The organism is Cobetia sp. MC34, from assembly GCF_018340035.1.
GTDB lineage: Bacteria > Pseudomonadota > Gammaproteobacteria > Pseudomonadales > Halomonadaceae > Cobetia > Cobetia amphilecti.
The window spans coordinates 25384-41206 of record NZ_JADPPY010000003.1 but is presented as its reverse complement, the minus strand read 5'-3'; the positions used below and the strand labels follow the sequence as shown (position 1 = coordinate 41206).

Genomic DNA, 15823 nt, shown 5'->3' with positions numbered 1-15823 from the left:
CCTTCGTAAGGGCCGACCTCCCCGGCTCACTCCTTGGCCAGTGCCTCGGCGAGCGCAGTGACCGGCATGTCGAAGGCCTCGCCGACTTCCGGCAGGATCAAATGCCCCGCGTGCACATTGAGGCCCGCGGCAAAGTGGCTGTCCCGGCTCAGCACCTCGCGATAGCCGCCATTGGCGAGGCGCACGATATACGGCAGCGTCGCGCTGGTCAGCGCCTGGGTCGAAGTGCGTGCCACCGCGCCGGGCATGTTGGCCACGCAGTAATGCACGATGCCATCCACCACGTAGGTCGGCTCGGCGTGAGTCGTCGCCTGGCTGGTCTCGAAGCAGCCGCCCTGATCGATGGCGACATCCACCAGCACGGCGCCCGCCGTCATCTTGCGCAGATGCTCGCGACGAATCAGCTTGGGGGCCGCCGCCCCGGGCACCAGCACGGCACCGATGATCAATGCCGATTGCCGCACCGCTTCTTCCAGCGCCTCGGAGGTCGAATAGACGGTACGAATCTGGCCCTGATAGCGATGATCCAGCGTCTCGAGGCGCGCCAGTGAGGTATCGAGAATCACCACCTCGGCGCCCAGCCCCAGCGCCATGCGCGCCGCGTTCTCCCCCACCACGCCACCGCCGATCACCGTGACCCGTGCCGGCGACACGCCGGGCACGCCGGGCAACAGCACGCCCATGCCGCCCTGCGCCTTCTCCAGTGCGTGCGCGCCGGCCTGGATCGCCATGCGGCCGGCGACGCGACTCATGGGCGCCAGCAGCGGCAGGCCTCCGTCGGCATCCGTGATGGTCTCGTAGGCGATGGCCGTCACGCCGCTCTCCAGCAGGCTCTCGGTCAGCTCACGAGCGGCGGCCAGATGCAGATAGGTGAACAGGGTCTGGCCGCTAGTGAGCCGCGCGACCTCGGCCGGCTGCGGCTCCTTGACCTTGAGAATCAGCTCGGCGTCGCGAAAGACCCGCTCGACGTCCGACTCGAGACGCGCGCCCACGCCCTGATATTCGGCATCGGGGTAGCCACTGCCCTCCCCGGCGCCAGACTCGACGATCACCTCATGGCCCTGGGCGATCAGCTCACGCACACCGGCAGGCGTGAGGGCGACGCGATACTCGTGGTTCTTGATTTCCTTCGGCACGGCAATCTGCATGGTGAACTCCTTGCACTGCTGGCGGAATGCACTGACGTCATCACGACGCCTGCTACAAGCACAGCAGACTCGTCAGCGTCTCGCCAATCAGATACCAGCAAGATTCACCAAAACACGCCAATGATGCAGTGGAATGCGAGGAATCATCGCTGACTGGCAGTTTCCTCACTCACCAGCGCCGCCGAATAGCATTCACGATAGGCGCCGGGCATGCGTCGGGCCCGTCCACTCGAGAGCTCGATGCAGACAAAGCGCGTGCGCGCCTCCAGCAGCGTCTGGCCATCCGAGCACCGGCGCAGCTGGAAGCGACGCGTCAGACTCAGGCGTCCATCGCAATCCACCAGCCAGGTCGCCAGCATCAGCGAATCGCCAAGTCGCGCACTGGCCAGATAGTCGATCTCGTGACGGTGCACCGCCATGCCGCGGTCCTGCTCACGGTAGTGCGCCAGGCCAAGCCCCAACGCTTCGGAGTGTGCCCAGCTGATGTCCTCCAGCCAGCGCACATACTCGGCATTGTTGACGTGACCATAACCATCCAGTGCCTTCTTCTTCACGCTGATCGGCAACAGGAACGGGCGTGGCAGTGCCCAGCCGGGGAAATCTTGCGTCAACGGCGGCGCGTCACTCGCCTTCGGGGTGCCTTTGCTCATGCCACGAACTCCGGGTCCTCATCGCGCGGACGCGCCTGTGGTGCGGGCTGCTGCGGCGCGCTTGCCCCACACGCCCAGCACTCGCTGAAGCTGCCCTCGAGACGTTCGCCACAGGCACACTGCCAATCCGGCAGGGCCGGCGCGGCCTCGATACTCGCCAGCAGGCGGCGGGCATGCGCAAGGTCATGCTCTGCCACCCACAGCTGGGGCTCGCAGTCGAGCACGGGCAACTCGCCCGCGGCCGAGCCGAGCAGGCGATTGCGCAGCTCACAGGGGATGCCCTCGCTTTCCAGCAGGTTGCGCCAGTGATCGAGCAGCACGAGATTGTGATGAGATGTCAGTCGTCTATACATGCCGTCAGACTATCAGAGTCCATGAGCCATGGACGATTAGCCAAAAGCGGGCCGCAGTCGATAGACAAGCCATAGCCGACACTCAAGCCACAGACGACTCACAAGCCACAGACGACTCACAAGCCACAGACGACAACGCCGCCCCGAAGGGCGGCGTTGTCGTCGATGCCGGATGGCACAGCCATCAGTCCTGGTAGCCGTCAGGCATCATCAGTCGCGATAGACGCGCACACCGAGGGCCTTGAGGTAGGACGTCTCGGGGATGGACGGGTGCACCGGGTGGTCACTGGCCTGATGGCCCTGGAAGATGACCTGACCATGGCGGTCCTGGTGACGCACGGCGCCACGCACCACATCCATCAGGCGCTCCGGCGCCAGATGCATGGAGCAGGAGCCGGACATCAGCAGACCGTCACGACCCAGCAGGCGCATGGCTTCACGGTTGAGGCGTGCATAGGCGCGCTCGCCGTTGGTGATGTCCTTGCGCTTGCGGATGAAGGCGGGCGGATCCGCGATGATGACGTCGAACTGCTCGCCTTCCGCACGCAGGGCCGAGAGGGCCTCGAAGACATCCGATTCCGCGATGGAGACGCGGTCCTCGACACCATTGAGCACGGCATTGCCCGAGACACGCTCGAGTGCCGCGCCGGAAGCATCGACACACAGCACTTCGCTGGCGCCATGCGCCGCCGCCTGCACGCCCCAGCCACCGACGTAGCTGAACAGATCCAGCACGCGCTTGCCTTCGACCTGACGGTTCAACCAGGCACGGTTGGCGCGGTGGTCGTAGAACCAGCCGGTCTTCTGGCCGTCGAGTACCGGCGCCGTGAACTGGACGCCGTTCTCTTCCAGCAGCACGCTTTCCGGCAGCTCGCCGTAGACGACTTCGACGTTGCGCTCGAGCTGTTCCTGGCGGCGACCGCTGGAATCGTTCTTGAACACGATGGCTGTCGGCTTGACGACCTTGAGCAGCGCATCGACGATCACTTCCGCCAGACGCTCCATGCCGAAGGTGTTGAGCTGACAGACCAGCACGTCGCCGAAGCGATCGACGATCAGGCCCGGCAGCAGGTCGCCTTCGCCGTGGACCAGACGATAGAACGGCTTGTCATAGAGGCTCTCGCGCAGCGACAGCGCCTGGTTGAAGCGGTGCACCAGCAGCGAGCGATCCAGACGCTGTTCCGGGTTGCGCGACACGATGCGCGCGCAGATCAGCGAGTTCGGGTTGACGTAGGCAACACCCATCGCACGACCATTGCTGGCCTCGATGATGGCCTGGGCGCCCGGCTCGAAGTTCTTGAGCGGCGTCGCGACGGTATCGACTTCATTGGAGTACAGCCACAGATGGCCGGCCTTGAGGCGGCGATCAGCATTCTTCTTCAGGCGCAGACGTTCAGTCACGGGAAATATCCAGAAAGCAGAGGAAGGGACAGGACGACGACAGGACGCGCCCGAACGGGCCTATTCTAGTCGTCATGGCGGCCCCGGTCACGGAGCCCCCGGTCAAGCAGTGGTCTGATGCGGCTCGCCGCTAGCGCTGACAACAAGGGCAGAAGCAGCTGGCGCGCTGGCCCAGCACCAGACTCATGATCTCGTGGCCGCATTCGCGGCATGGCTCGCCACCCCGCCCGTAGACGTTGAGGCTTTGCGCGAAGTAGCCCGGCTTGCCATCTCCGCCGACGAAGTCACGCAGCGTGGTACCGCCCTGGGCGATCGCCGCGGCCAGCACGCTGCTGGCGGCGTTGGCGAGGCGCTCGCACTCCTCGCGCGTCACTTCACCGGCAGGACGGCGCGGGTCGACACCCGCCATGAACAGCGCCTCGCTGGCGTAGATATTGCCCACGCCCACCACATTGGCGTTGTCCATCAGAAACGGCTTGATCGCCACGCGGCGCTTGCGTGAGCGCGCAAAGAGGTGCTCGCCATTGAAGGCATCGGACAACGGCTCCGGGCCGAGTCGCGCCAGGCGCGTATCGGCATGCGGGTCACCGCGCACGAAGTCGACGAAGCCGAAGCGACGTGGATCGTGATAGCGCAGCACATGGCCGTTGCCGAGCACGACATCGACATGATCATGCGTGCGTGGCGGCGTGCCGATGGGCACCAGTCTGAGACTACCGGACATGCCCAGGTGCCAGAGCAGATGGCCATCGGCGATCGGCAACAGCAGGTACTTGGCGCGACGCGCAAGCGTGCCGAAGCGCTGACCCACCAGCCATTCGGCGAGCTCGCCGGGCACGGGGGTGCGCAGACGCGACTGACGCACGATCACCTCGGTGACCTCCTGGCCCTCGACCAGCGGCGCGATACCGCGACGGGTCGTCTCGACTTCCGGTAATTCGGGCATGTTCTCTCCTCGACTGGCCGCCAGACGCACAACAGGGTGACGACAGAAGCCGCCACCCTGTTGCAGGATGCCCAGAACAGCGACATCCAGATACTCGAAAACCCGGTCAGGACCGGGTTTTCGAGGGTTCCGACAGCACGCTGGCGGGAGACAAGATCACTTGATCTTGGCTTCCTTGTACATCACGTGCTTGCGAACGACCGGATCGTACTTCTTGAATTCAAGCTTGTCCGGAGTGTTACGCTTGTTCTTGTCGGTGGTGTAGAAGTGGCCAGTACCGGCACTTGACACCAACTTGATCTTGTCACGCATTTTCAGTTTCCTTCCACAGTCGCATTCACCGAACGATTGAGAGCGTTGCCCTCGGCTCGGTTGCCATTGCTACAGGGGCTGTCTTCTAGTGTTTAGAAGCGCTCGCCACGTGCAGTGAGGTCCTTGAGGACTTCGTCGATACCCTTCTTGTCGATGATGCGCATGCCCTTGGTAGAGACGCGCAGCTTGACGAAGCGCTGCTGGGATTCAACCCAGAAACGGTGGGTGTGCAGGTTCGGCAGGAACCGGCGACGAGTCTTGCGCTGGGAGTGAGAAACATTGTTACCAGTCACCGGGCGCTTGCCGGTAACCTGACATACTTTGGACATTGGAGCCTCCAACCGCTGCGTTGGCTAAGTTGTTCAAAACCTGTCGGGCAAACCGGAAGTGGCAGGCGCCGCCTCATGCCCTGATTTCAAAGTGTTTACGTCCGTTCCGGAAGACAAGCTTTCGGGTGCTGGAACGTGCAGGCGCAGCATTTTACCCGAAGAGGAACGTGAAAGCACGCCCTATACGGATTTTTTTCGCCAGCACGCCCATGCCCGACGTGTCACATCGGTACAGACGCTTCTCAGCCAAACGCTTCACTCAGCCAATGTCGGCCAGAGTGGTCGCGAATTCTGTGGTGGGTGATACGGGAGGCGCAACATTACCACAACCAGTGCCCTGGTTTGCAATCCCTGCGCATTTCTCACGCCAGCGGCGACCGCATCTGGCGGGGGCTGTGCCGTCATCGGGCACTCAGTGACTCAGCCTCCTCGACGCCCCCAACTAGAGCCAGCCGCGCTCGGCAAACGAGACCACTTCGCCGTCTCCGACCACGAAGTGATCCAGCACGCGAATATCGAAAAGCCCCAGCGCCTCTTCCAGGCGCTGCGTGATGCGTCGGTCGGCCTCGCTGGGCTCCGCGACGCCGGAGGGATGGTTGTGGGCCAGAATCAGGGCGCCGGCATTGAGCGCCAGCGCCCGCTTGACCACCTCGCGCGGGTAGACGGCGGCGGCATCCAGCGTGCCGGTGAAGAGTGTCTCGAAGCGGATGACGCGATGCTGGCTGTCGAGAAACAGCGCGGCGAACACCTCATGCGGCAGGTCGCGCAGATGCGAGGACAGATAGCGCCGCACCAGCAGGGGCGACGTCAGGGCGGCCCCGCGCATCAGCAGGCTCTCCAGATGGCGACGCGACAGCTCAAGCGAGGCCTGCAGCTGCACATACTTGGCGTCACCCAGTCCGCGCGCGGCGCAGAAGTCCTGCTGGGTCGCCTCCAGCAATGGCCTGAGACCGCCGAAGGTATTCAGCAGGTCGCGCGCCAGATCCACCGCCGAGCGACCTTTTATGCCCACGCGCAGAAAGATGGCCAGCAGCTCGGCATCTGACAAGGCCCCTGCCCCTGACGACAACAGCTTCTCGCGCGGACGCTCCCCGACCGGCCACTCTCGAATCCCCATGCACTCTTCTCCCATCGCCTGTCGCCCCGAATGGCTGACAGTCCAAAGCATGAGAAGCGTGGCCAGATGCCGCCTCTTTCGCCATTGTGAGCATCAACGCTTGCCGCCCCGAGGACCTGCGTCTGGCCCCTGCATGCCACCTGATGACAGCTCCCGCCCCATGAAGCGAGCGCTCGCAGGGACCATGGCGACACTCGGCGTCGCGGGCCAGCGGCGCTACGCAAGGTTGCATCACGGTGATATGGTAGAGGGCAAACGCGCGAGCGTAGCAATCGACGCATCAGGGACGCAGGACACACCATGCATTCACTCGCCGGACGGCGCATTCTGCTGGGCATCAGTGGCGGCATCGCGGCCTACAAGGCCGCTCTGATCACTCGCCTGTTGAAAAAGGCGGGCTGTGAAGTGCGCATCGCCATGACCGAAGGGGCTCAAGCCTTCATTACACCGCTGACCTTGCAGGCGTTGTCGGGCAATCCGGTGCACACCTCCCTGCTGGACCCCGAGGCCGAGGCCGGCATGGGGCATATCGAGCTGGCACGCTGGGCGGAGGTCACCCTGATCGCGCCTGCCACCGCCGATCTGATGGCCCGCCTGGTGCATGGCCATGCCGATGATCTGCTCACTACCCTGTGCCTGGCCAACAGCGCGCGCTGGGTGATGGCCCCGGCGATGAATCAGGCCATGTGGGCGCACCCCGCCACCCAGCGCAACGCCCGCCAGCTCAGTGCCGACGGCTGGACGCTGCTCGGCCCGGCCAGCGGCGAACAGGCCTGTGGCGACGTGGGCGCGGGCCGCATGCTGGAGCCGGAAGAGATCGTCGCGGCGCTGAGCGATCTCATGAGCCAGAGCGACCTCATGAGCCAGAGCGACCTCATGAGCCAGAGCGCCCCCGGCCTCCAGAGCAATGAGATGTCATTGCCGGCCGCAGGCCTGACGGTGACCATCACCGCCGGCCCGACCCGCGAGCCGCTGGACCCGGTGCGCTATCTGAGCAATCACAGCTCCGGCAAGATGGGCTATGCGCTGGCCGCCGAGGCCGCGGCGCTGGGCGCCAGCGTGCGCCTGATCAGTGGCCCGGTGGCGCTGACGACCCCGACTGGCGTCGAGCGCATCGATGTCGAATCCGCGCTGGACATGCAGGCAGCCGCCGAGGCAGCCGCCAGCGAGAGCGACCTCTTCATCGGCTGCGCGGCAGTCGCCGACTTCCGCCCGGCCTCGGTCGCCGACCACAAGCTCAAGAAGCAGTCGGGCGAGGAGCAGATGCAGGTCACGCTGATCCGCAATCCGGACATCATCGCCGGTATCGCCGCCCAGGCGCAGGCACGCCGTGCCGCCTGTCAGCGGGCACCACTGGTGATCGGCTTCGCCGCCGAGACCCGCGATGTGCTCCGCTATGCACGCGACAAGCTCGCGCGTAAACAGCTCGACATGATCGTCGCCAATGATGTGAGCACGCCGGGCCTTGGCTTCGGCAGTGACAGCAATGCCGCCACCCTGCTGTGGCAGCCGCTCGATCAGAACACGAACACGCAACACGAACAGGCCATCGCGGCCTGTCCCAAGACGGAACTGGCGCGCGCGATTCTGAAGCGCGCCCTGGCACTCCATCAGCACAGGGTCAGCCTCGACCCTGCCATCCAGACCGTTACACCGACTGTCACCGACGATCAGGAAGCACCCTAGATGACCCGCCCCCGGCTCGAACTCAAGATTCTCGACGAGCGCGTTCGCGATTACCCGCTGCCGCATCACGCCACTCCCGGCAGCGCCGGCATGGACCTGCGCGCACTGCTCGACGCGCCGCTGACCCTGGCGCCGGGCGCCTGTGAGCTGGTGCGCACCGGGCTGGCGATCCACATCGCCGACCCCGCACTGGCCGGCATGATCCTGCCGCGCTCCGGTCTGGGGCACAAACACGGCATCGTGCTGGGCAATCTGGTCGGCCTGATCGACTCCGACTACCAGGGCGAACTGATGATCTCGGTCTGGAACCGCGGCGAGAGCGAGTTCGTGCTGGAACCCGGCGAGCGTCTGGCACAGTACGTGCTAGTGCCAGTGGTACAGGCGGAGCTGGTGGAAGTCTCTGAATTCGAGGCCAGCCAGCGCGGCGAAGGCGGCTTCGGTCACTCCGGACGCCACTGATTGACCCGTCATGCCACAGGGCAGCCGAGCGGCAGGCTTGCGCCGGCTGCCGGGCTTCCGGTCACAAGGAAGCCATGCAGATTTCCACACTGATCGTCATGCAGCGATAGCGTTCGAGACGCATGACGCCTCAAGCGACTTCACGATTGATTCAACCGACAGGGATGCACCATGAGTCAGGTACCCGCTTCAATTTTCCGCGCCTACGATATCCGTGGCATCGTGGATGAGACCCTCACCGAAGACGGCGTGCGCGCCATCGGCCAATCCATCGGCAGCGAAGCCGTGGCACGCGGTGAATCCACCGTCGTGGTCGCGCGTGACGGCCGTCTCTCCGGCCCGCGCCTGTCCAAGGCGCTGATCGCGGGCCTGCGCGATGCCGGCCGTGATGTCGTCGACATCGGCATGGTGCCGACACCAGTGCTCTACTACGCCACCAATATCCTGGAAGGCACCCGCTCCGGCGTGATGCTGACCGGCAGCCACAACCCGGCCAACTACAACGGTCTGAAGATCGTGCTGGCCGGTGAGACCCTGTCCGGCGACACCATCACCGACCTCTATCGTCGCCTGCAGGAAGGCGATCTGGCGCAAGGCGAAGGCAGCCTGCGTGAAGAGGACGTGCGTGAGCGCTATCTGGAGCAGATCACCGGTGATGTGGTCGTCAAGCGTCCGCTCAAGGCCGTGGTCGATTGCGGCAACGGCGTGGCCGGCGAGCTGGGCCCGGAGCTGATCCGTCGCCTGGGCGTCGACACCGTGCCGCTGTTCGACGAGATCGACGGCAACTTCCCGAATCACCACCCGGACCCGGGCAAGCCGGAAAACCTGCAGGACCTGATCAAGACCATGCAGGAAACCGGCGCGGACATCGGCCTGGCCTTCGATGGTGACGGCGACCGCCTCGGCGTCGTGACGCCCAAGGGCGAGATCCTCTACCCGGACCGCCTGATGATGGCGCTGTCGGAAGACCTGATCGAACGCGTGCCGGGCGCGCGCATCATCTTCGACGTCAAGTGCACCGGCAACCTGGCGACCGTGATCGAGAAAGCCGGCGGCACGCCGGAAATGTGGCGCACCGGCCACTCGCTGATCAAGGCACGCATGAAGGAAACCGGCGCAGCACTGGCCGGCGAGATGAGCGGCCACATCTTCTTCAAGGAGCGCTGGTTCGGCTTCGATGACGGCATCTACGGCGCTGCGCGCCTGCTGGAAATCCTCGCCAAGCAGGATGTCGATGCCGACACCTTCTTCGCCCGCTTCCCGCAGGACCTCGGCACCCCCGAGATCAATGTGGAAGTGACCGACGAGAACAAGTTCGCTATCGTCGAGCGACTGGCCAGTGAAGGCGACTTCGGCAGCGACGGCGTCAAGACCACGCTGGACGGCATTCGTGTCGACTACGCCGATGGCTGGGGCCTGTGCCGCGCGTCCAACACCACGCCGATGCTGGTGCTGCGCTTCGAAGGCAAGTCGGAAGCCGCACTGGAGCGCATCAAGGACAGCTTCCGCGCCGCGCTGAAGCAGGCCGAGCCGAGCATCCAGGCACCGTTCTGATCCCGCACTCGCTCGCCATCGACAGGATGGCATGAGCCGCAACGGGGGCGGCGGTCTGCCGCTTGATCGCCGCCCTCGCCTTGCCAGGCACTGCAGCCGCTCCTCCGGGCGCATCAGGTGCCTGAAGCAACCGATTTGCATGACAGCGCGCACCGCGCGCGCTGAAAGACCATTTCGAGTGACAGTGTCCGGACTCTCTTTCCGGACCATTTTCTGTGGAGTGATACGCTGATGAGCCACGCCAACCGCGACCCGCATCAGGTGGTCGAGGTCCTGTCCGAAGCCCTGCCCTATATCCAGCAGTTCTCGGGCAAGACCGTGGTGGTCAAGTACGGCGGCAACGCCATGACCGAAGAAGCCTTGATCGACTCCTTCGCTCGCGACATGGTGTTGATGAAGGAAGTCGGCATCAATCCGGTGGTCGTGCATGGCGGCGGCCCGCAGATCGGCGCGCTGCTCGAGAAGCTGAACATCGAATCGCGCTTCGTCGATGGCATGCGCGTCACGGATTCCGAAACCATGGACGTGGTCGAGATGGTGCTGGGCGGCCTGGTCAACAAGGGCATCGTCAACCTGATCAACCAGAGCGGCGGCAAGGCCATCGGCCTGACCGGCAAGGACAGCGGCCAGATTCGCGCCCGCCAGCTCAAGGTCAGCGGCCAGACGCCGGGCATGAATGCCTCTGAAATCATCGACATTGGTCATGTCGGTGAAGTCGAGCATGTCTCCACGGACCTGATCGAACTGCTGACACGCAACGATTTCATTCCCGTCATCGCACCCATCGGGGTCGATGCCGAGGGTCGCAGCTACAATATCAATGCCGACCTGGTCGCCGGCAAGGTCGCCGAGGCACTGGGCGCAGAGAAATTGATGCTGCTGACCAACGTGGCTGGCCTGATGAACGCACAAGGCGAAGTCATGACCGGCCTGACCACCGAGGCGGTGGATGGCCTGATCGAGGATGGCACCATCTACGGTGGCATGCTGCCCAAGATCAGCTGTGCACTGGACGCCGTGAAGCAAGGCGTGCGCAGTGCCCACATCATCGATGGCCGCGTGCCACATGCGACCCTGCTGGAAATCTTCACCAATGCCGGGGTCGGCACGTTGATCAGCAACGCGGAAGCGGACACTGACAAGGCGTAAGGTGACAAGCCGGGGCTCGGCCCCGGTGTTTCGCGCGAGGCAAGCGACATGCCTCAGGACACGGACCCGCCCGTAGCACACTGCTGCAGGCCGCGATAAACGACAAGATTCCATGACGCAGGCGAATCCAAAACAATCACGTCGCGAACAGATCCTCCAGGCACTCGCTCTGATGCTGGAAGAGGACAGCGGCAAACGCATCACGACTGCAGCACTGGCACGACAGGTCGGTGTCTCGGAGGCGGCGCTCTATCGTCACTTCCCCAGCAAGGCACGCATGTTCGAAGGACTGATCGAATTCATCGAGAGCACGCTGTTCGAGCGTATCGCGCTGATCATTCAGGACAACGACACCGCGCATGCCAGGGTGCATCACATCCTGAGCCTGCTGCTGGGCTTTGCCGAGAAGAACCCGGGGCTGTGTCGCCTCCTCAATGGTGATGCTCTCACCGGCGAGACGGCACGCCTGCGCACGCGCATGGCGCAGCTGTTCGAGCGTCTCGAGACGCAGATCAAGCAGGTGCTGCGCGAAGCCGAGCCTCGCGAGGGACTGCGACCGGCCATCACCGTCACGGCAGCGGCCAATCTGCTGCTGGCGTGTGCGGAAGGCCGTATCGGCCAGTACGTGCGCAGCGACTATCGCAAGCGCCCGACCGAGCACTGGGAAGACCAGTGGCAGCTGCTGAGCCGCGACCTGCTGCTGAGCAGTCAGGAGCGCATTGCCGTCTGAGGGTCTTGCCTCGCACGCATGAGCCGCACCACAAAGAACGCCCCGCCTGCAGTCATTGCAGGCGGGGCGTTCTTTGTGGGTCAGGCCTTTTCATGTCACCACCGAGTGGGGTGGGATGGGGTCGGGCTGCACGGACGGCGCCTCAGGCGTTGACGCTGAAGCGCTCCAGTATGGCCTCGGCGGACATCGGCCGCGCCAGCAGGTAGCCCTGATAGGTGTCGCAGCCCAGTCGCTTGAGCTCCTCGAACTGCACGTCCGTCTCGACTCCCTCGGCGACGATCTCATGGCCCAGCGAGTGCCCCAGGCTGATCACGGCACCGACCAGCTGGATGGCCTGCTGATTGGGACAGCGGATACCACCGTCAGAGCCGGCGACCGCATCCATCTTCATCACGAAGCTGCGGTCGACCTTGAGCACATCCAGCGGCAGGGATGACAGATAGGACAGCGACGAATAGCCCTGCCCGAAGTCATCCAGCGCCACACGCACGCCCAGCTCGCGCAGCGCGCCGAGCACCGCAAGCCCCCCTTCCATGTCCTGGATCAGCAGCGTCTCGGTCACCTCGACTTCCAGCCGCGTCGGCGACAGCTTCTGGCTTTCCAGCACGCCGAAGACTTCATTCTCGTAGCCCGATGTCAGCTGGCGCGCCGACAGATTGACCGCCATGCGCGGCATGTGAAGGCCGGCCTCCTGCCAGCGCACCATCTGGGCACAGGCTTCCTCGAGCACGAAACGCCCGAGGCGGAAGATCAAGCCGGTCTCTTCGGCCAGTGGAATGAACTGGGCCGGCGAGATCATGCCCAGCTCCGGATGCTGCCAGCGCAGCAGCGCCTCGACACCCTGCAGCTCACCGTGGCTATCCAGCTGCGGCTGGTAATGCAGATAGAGCTGCTCGCTGCCGATGGCCTGACGCAGGTCCTGCTCCAGCGTCATGCGCGAGGCGACATGCTTGTCCAGCGAGGACTCCCAGCGCAGCGCATGATCGCCGCGCGACTTGGCGTGATAGAGCGCCACATCGGCATTCAGCATCAGCGCCTGGGCATCGCCATTGGTCTCGGACAGCACGTAGCCGGCGGTCAGGCTGACGATCAGCGGGCGACCCAGAATCGTGAAGGGACGCTCAACCTTCTGCTGGATCTCTTCCACCACCTGCGCCGGATCATCATTGCCATGCGGCAGGTAGAGACCGAACTCATCGGCCCCCAGACGCGCCACCAGACCACCCGGTGGCAGCAGACGACGCAGACGCTCGCCGACCGCGACCAGCAGCTGGTCACCGGCTTCATGGCCCAGACCATCATTGACGGTCGAGAAACGATCGATATCGGCGTAGATCATCAAGCCACCCGCCGCGACGCGCTCGTCGGCCGCCGCCATGAAGGCCTTGCGGTTATAGAGCCCCGTCAGGGCGTCATGGCGCGCCAGGAAATCGAGCTGACGCTCGGATTCCTTGTGCGCACTGATGTCGAGCAGCAGGCCTTCCCAGTAGCGCACGCCATCCTCGCCCTCGATCATCACGCTGCGGTCCAGCACCCAACGCTCATGGTCAGCGATGATGCGGAAGACCTGCTCATGGCGCATCTGCGCGCACATCGCCCAGTGGCGAGCGGCGCTGACGGACTGACGGTCTTCCTGATGGATCAGCTCGGTCAGGGTGATGCCGGCGCCGACCAGTGATTCGGCCGAGCGGCCGAACAGCTCGGCCGAGCCGTTACTGATGAAGGTCAGCACACCGGTGTTGACCTCGATGCGATACACCACACCCGGCAGGTTATCCATCAGCGTCACCAGGGTGCGAGAACGCGCCGTCATCGACTCGAGCGCGCCCTCCAGCTCATCGTGACGCTCAGCGCGCTTGCGCTCGGCGCGCGCCACCACGACCACCAGCACGACCAGGAAGATGCCGCCGAGCAGCATGCCGAACCAGATACGGTTCCACCACAGCCACCACAGACTGGAGAGCGGCTGACTCACGACGCTGAACAGCTTGAGCGGTGCGATATAGCTGCCCGCCGCCATGCGCGGCTGGCCGTCGAAGCCCGGCACATGATAGCGACGCACACCACGCTCGGAGATGTACTTGCCCATGTTGGCCATCGAGGACAGCGGCAGCTTGCCGGTCACGCCCAGCGCATGCTCCTGGGGGCTCGAGAACAGCAGCAGACCGTTGGTGGAAAACAGGCGCAGGCGCTGCCCATCATCGGAATTCGGGTTGGCCAGCAGGCTGCGTGACTCGGAGAAGTCCAGGCAGCCGATCAGCAGCCAGGACATGCCTTCGATATCCATGTGACGGTAGAACGGCAAGCCCGGCTGACCGGATGCCAACGGCAGTGCGGAGCCGAACAGCAGACTGCTGCGTCCGGGCAGCGCCTGGGCTTCCGGCTGGGTCAGCTGCCAGCTGCAACTGCGCCCCACGCCGATCTGACGCAGGCTGCTGCCGCGGTAATCGGCAAACGGCACCACCATCAGCGAGACCAGAGAGGGATGACGGCCCAGCGCGCTGTCCAGCGAGCCACGCCACAGCTCCTTGCCTTCGCTGCTCAAGACGCGCTCCAGCACCATCATCTCGCGCGAGACATTGGCGATCAGCTGCTCGGTGGAGATATGCAGCTGGGTATCCAGCAGCTCCAGGCGACGCATTTCCTGTTCACGCACATCAAACCATTGGCTGGCCAGAAACAGGCCACCCAATACCACCATCAAGGCTGCATTGAGCCCAAAGATTCGCCACAGCGAATGTGTGCCATTGACGTGCGAGGAGGTCGGGTCCACGGGGTCACCAGTAGAAATGTTTCATGTCTTAGTGTGACAGAATGAAACATTGTGTTGCAGTGTTCAACCAATAACGACGGATTCCTCGGGATCCACTCTCCCTCAACGAAAATGCCCCGCCGGGAAACCCGGCGGGGCATTTTCACGTGACAGCGAGCCTGAAAATCGCGGGCTCATGTCATGGGGTCATCCAACTCAGGCAGCGAAGCCTTCGCTCATGTCACCCATCGATTCACGCAGCTTCTTCATCGCGTTCTTCTCGAGCTGACGGATACGCTCGGCAGAGACGCCATAGATGTCAGCAAGCTCGTGCAGAGTCGACTTGTTGTCGCTCAGCCAGCGCTGCTGGAGGATGTCGCGTGAGCGCTCATCCAGTGCCGCCAGCGCCTTGAGCAGACGACCGTGGGAGTCGTCTTCCAGGTCCTGCTGTTCCACCTGGGCAGCCGGATCGAGGCTGTGATCTTCCAGATAGTTGGCCGGCGCCTGATAGGCAGAGCTCTCGTCGTCGCTGGGGCCGGCGTCGAAGCCTGCATCGTGGGCGGAGAGACGGCTTTCCATCTCACGCACCACGGCAGGTTTGACGTCCAGATCGCCCGCGATGGCATCCACTTCATCGTTGTTCAACCAGGCCAGACGCTTCTTGGCGCCACGCAGGTTGAAGAACAGCTTGCGCTGAGCCTTGGTGGTCGCGACCTTCACGATGCGCCAGTTGCGCAGCACGAACTCGTGAATCTCGGCCTTGATCCAATGCACGGCAAAGGAGACGAGGCGTACGCCCTGATGCGGGTCGAAACGCTTGACCGCTTTCATCAGGCCGACGTTACCTTCCTGGATCAGGTCCGCCTGCTGCAAGCCATAGCCGCTGTAGCTGCGTGCGATATGCACGACGAAGCGCAGGTGCGACATGACGAGTCGACGGGCCGACTCCAGATGATTCTCTTCATGCAACCGCAGGGCCAGCTCATGCTCTTCTTCGGCAGTAAGCACAGCGATACGGTTCACCGACTGAATATAGCCGTTTAGATCTTGACCCGGTGACAGGTGGCCAAGTGGCTGAAGACTGGTGCTCATAGTGCAGATGTCTCCATGGTTGCCTAACACGCATGCAAGTAGTGAGACTGTGAAGGGTGGGACAGGTTCCCGTCAATAGCTGTACATGGCGTGTACAATTGTCATGACGAGTAGCACTTCGTAACGCTGTCGGGTGTGTGGTGCG

15 protein-coding genes are annotated in these 15823 nt (G+C 63.9%); 5 read left to right on the top strand and 10 right to left on the bottom strand.

Features of this window, described 5'->3' with window-relative positions:
• Nucleotides 1-26: 26 nt before the first annotated feature.
• From ald to radC, 8 genes are all read right to left on the bottom strand, one after another.
• The gene (gene ald, locus IZU87_RS02405) at nucleotides 27-1148 is read right to left on the bottom strand and encodes an alanine dehydrogenase (RefSeq protein WP_213113573.1); all 1122 of its coding nucleotides are present in this window, start codon (nucleotides 1146-1148) and stop codon (nucleotides 27-29) included.
• 143 nt (nucleotides 1149-1291) lie between these two features.
• The gene (locus IZU87_RS02400) at nucleotides 1292-1798 is read right to left on the bottom strand and encodes an acyl-CoA thioesterase (RefSeq protein WP_213113572.1); all 507 of its coding nucleotides are present in this window, start codon (nucleotides 1796-1798) and stop codon (nucleotides 1292-1294) included.
• On the bottom strand, nucleotides 1795-2151 hold the full coding sequence (locus tag IZU87_RS02395) for a putative signal transducing protein (RefSeq protein WP_213113571.1): 357 nt from the start codon (nucleotides 2149-2151) through the stop codon (nucleotides 1795-1797). The genes IZU87_RS02400 and IZU87_RS02395 overlap by 4 nt, the downstream gene beginning before the upstream one ends.
• A gap of 210 nt (nucleotides 2152-2361) precedes the next feature.
• Entirely contained in the window at nucleotides 2362-3552 is a 1191-nt protein-coding gene (locus IZU87_RS02390; protein WP_043336266.1) for a class I SAM-dependent rRNA methyltransferase, read from the bottom strand.
• 130 nt (nucleotides 3553-3682) lie between these two features.
• On the bottom strand, nucleotides 3683-4498 hold the full coding sequence (gene mutM, locus IZU87_RS02385; RefSeq protein WP_213113570.1) for a bifunctional DNA-formamidopyrimidine glycosylase/DNA-(apurinic or apyrimidinic site) lyase: 816 nt from the start codon (nucleotides 4496-4498) through the stop codon (nucleotides 3683-3685).
• Nucleotides 4499-4654: 156 nt separating this feature from the next.
• Nucleotides 4655-4810 carry a 50S ribosomal protein L33 gene (rpmG, locus tag IZU87_RS02380; protein WP_016417370.1) on the bottom strand — a complete coding sequence of 52 codons (156 nt, stop codon included), beginning with the start codon at nucleotides 4808-4810 and terminating at the stop codon, nucleotides 4655-4657.
• Between the two features lie 92 nt (nucleotides 4811-4902).
• On the bottom strand, nucleotides 4903-5139 hold the full coding sequence (gene rpmB / locus IZU87_RS02375; RefSeq protein ID WP_043336270.1) for a 50S ribosomal protein L28: 237 nt from the start codon (nucleotides 5137-5139) through the stop codon (nucleotides 4903-4905).
• 442 nt (nucleotides 5140-5581) lie between these two features.
• Entirely contained in the window at nucleotides 5582-6256 is a 675-nt protein-coding gene (gene radC / locus IZU87_RS02370; protein ID WP_043336272.1) for a RadC family protein, read from the bottom strand.
• A 300-nt stretch (nucleotides 6257-6556) separates the two neighbouring features.
• On the opposite strand from radC, the gene coaBC reads away from it, so the two are divergent.
• From coaBC to slmA, 5 genes are all read left to right on the top strand, one after another.
• Complete coding sequence (gene coaBC / locus IZU87_RS02365) at nucleotides 6557-7942, top strand: bifunctional phosphopantothenoylcysteine decarboxylase/phosphopantothenate--cysteine ligase CoaBC (protein WP_213113569.1); 1386 nt, start codon at nucleotides 6557-6559, stop codon at nucleotides 7940-7942.
• A complete protein-coding gene (gene dut / locus IZU87_RS02360) occupies nucleotides 7943-8401 on the top strand; it encodes a dUTP diphosphatase (protein ID WP_043336274.1) in 459 nt (152 codons plus the stop codon). It abuts the gene before it with no gap.
• A 171-nt stretch (nucleotides 8402-8572) separates the two neighbouring features.
• Nucleotides 8573-9955: a phosphomannomutase/phosphoglucomutase gene (locus tag IZU87_RS02355; RefSeq protein ID WP_213113568.1), complete on the top strand. Its 1383-nt coding sequence runs from the start codon at nucleotides 8573-8575 to the stop codon at nucleotides 9953-9955.
• 231 nt (nucleotides 9956-10186) lie between these two features.
• Entirely contained in the window at nucleotides 10187-11104 is a 918-nt protein-coding gene (gene argB, locus IZU87_RS02350) for an acetylglutamate kinase (RefSeq protein WP_043336279.1), read from the top strand.
• Nucleotides 11105-11216: 112 nt separating this feature from the next.
• Nucleotides 11217-11834, top strand: coding sequence for a nucleoid occlusion factor SlmA (slmA, locus tag IZU87_RS02345; RefSeq protein ID WP_043336281.1), 618 nt, complete (start codon nucleotides 11217-11219; stop codon nucleotides 11832-11834).
• A 142-nt stretch (nucleotides 11835-11976) separates the two neighbouring features.
• Here slmA and IZU87_RS18025 read toward each other — a convergent pair whose 3' ends face one another.
• Together IZU87_RS18025 and rpoH are read right to left on the bottom strand one after the other, a co-directional pair.
• Complete coding sequence (locus IZU87_RS18025) at nucleotides 11977-14607, bottom strand: putative bifunctional diguanylate cyclase/phosphodiesterase (protein WP_213113567.1); 2631 nt, start codon at nucleotides 14605-14607, stop codon at nucleotides 11977-11979.
• Nucleotides 14608-14802: 195 nt separating this feature from the next.
• Nucleotides 14803-15678: an RNA polymerase sigma factor RpoH gene (rpoH, locus tag IZU87_RS02335; RefSeq protein ID WP_043336284.1), complete on the bottom strand. Its 876-nt coding sequence runs from the start codon at nucleotides 15676-15678 to the stop codon at nucleotides 14803-14805.
• Between the last annotated feature and the right edge of the window lie 145 nt (nucleotides 15679-15823).

Excerpts from the sequence above, each read along its gene's own strand:
- ald (WP_213113573.1), bottom strand. The coding sequence starts at position 1,148 with ATGCAGATTGCCGTGCCGAAGGAAATCAAGAACCACGAGTATCGCGTC.
- IZU87_RS02400 (WP_213113572.1), bottom strand. The coding sequence starts at position 1,798 with ATGAGCAAAGGCACCCCGAAGGCGAGTGACGCGCCGCCGTTGACGCAA.
- IZU87_RS02395 (WP_213113571.1), bottom strand. The coding sequence starts at position 2,151 with ATGTATAGACGACTGACATCTCATCACAATCTCGTGCTGCTCGATCAC.
- mutM (WP_213113570.1), bottom strand. The coding sequence starts at position 4,498 with ATGCCCGAATTACCGGAAGTCGAGACGACCCGTCGCGGTATCGCGCCG.
- rpmG (WP_016417370.1), bottom strand. The coding sequence starts at position 4,810 with ATGCGTGACAAGATCAAGTTGGTGTCAAGTGCCGGTACTGGCCACTTC.
- rpmB (WP_043336270.1), bottom strand. The coding sequence starts at position 5,139 with ATGTCCAAAGTATGTCAGGTTACCGGCAAGCGCCCGGTGACTGGTAAC.
- radC (WP_043336272.1), bottom strand. The coding sequence starts at position 6,256 with ATGGGGATTCGAGAGTGGCCGGTCGGGGAGCGTCCGCGCGAGAAGCTG.
- coaBC (WP_213113569.1), top strand. The coding sequence starts at position 6,557 with ATGCATTCACTCGCCGGACGGCGCATTCTGCTGGGCATCAGTGGCGGC.
- dut (WP_043336274.1), top strand. The coding sequence starts at position 7,943 with ATGACCCGCCCCCGGCTCGAACTCAAGATTCTCGACGAGCGCGTTCGC.
- IZU87_RS02355 (WP_213113568.1), top strand. The coding sequence starts at position 8,573 with ATGAGTCAGGTACCCGCTTCAATTTTCCGCGCCTACGATATCCGTGGC.
- argB (WP_043336279.1), top strand. The coding sequence starts at position 10,187 with ATGAGCCACGCCAACCGCGACCCGCATCAGGTGGTCGAGGTCCTGTCC.
- slmA (WP_043336281.1), top strand. The coding sequence starts at position 11,217 with ATGACGCAGGCGAATCCAAAACAATCACGTCGCGAACAGATCCTCCAG.
- rpoH (WP_043336284.1), bottom strand. The coding sequence starts at position 15,678 with ATGAGCACCAGTCTTCAGCCACTTGGCCACCTGTCACCGGGTCAAGAT.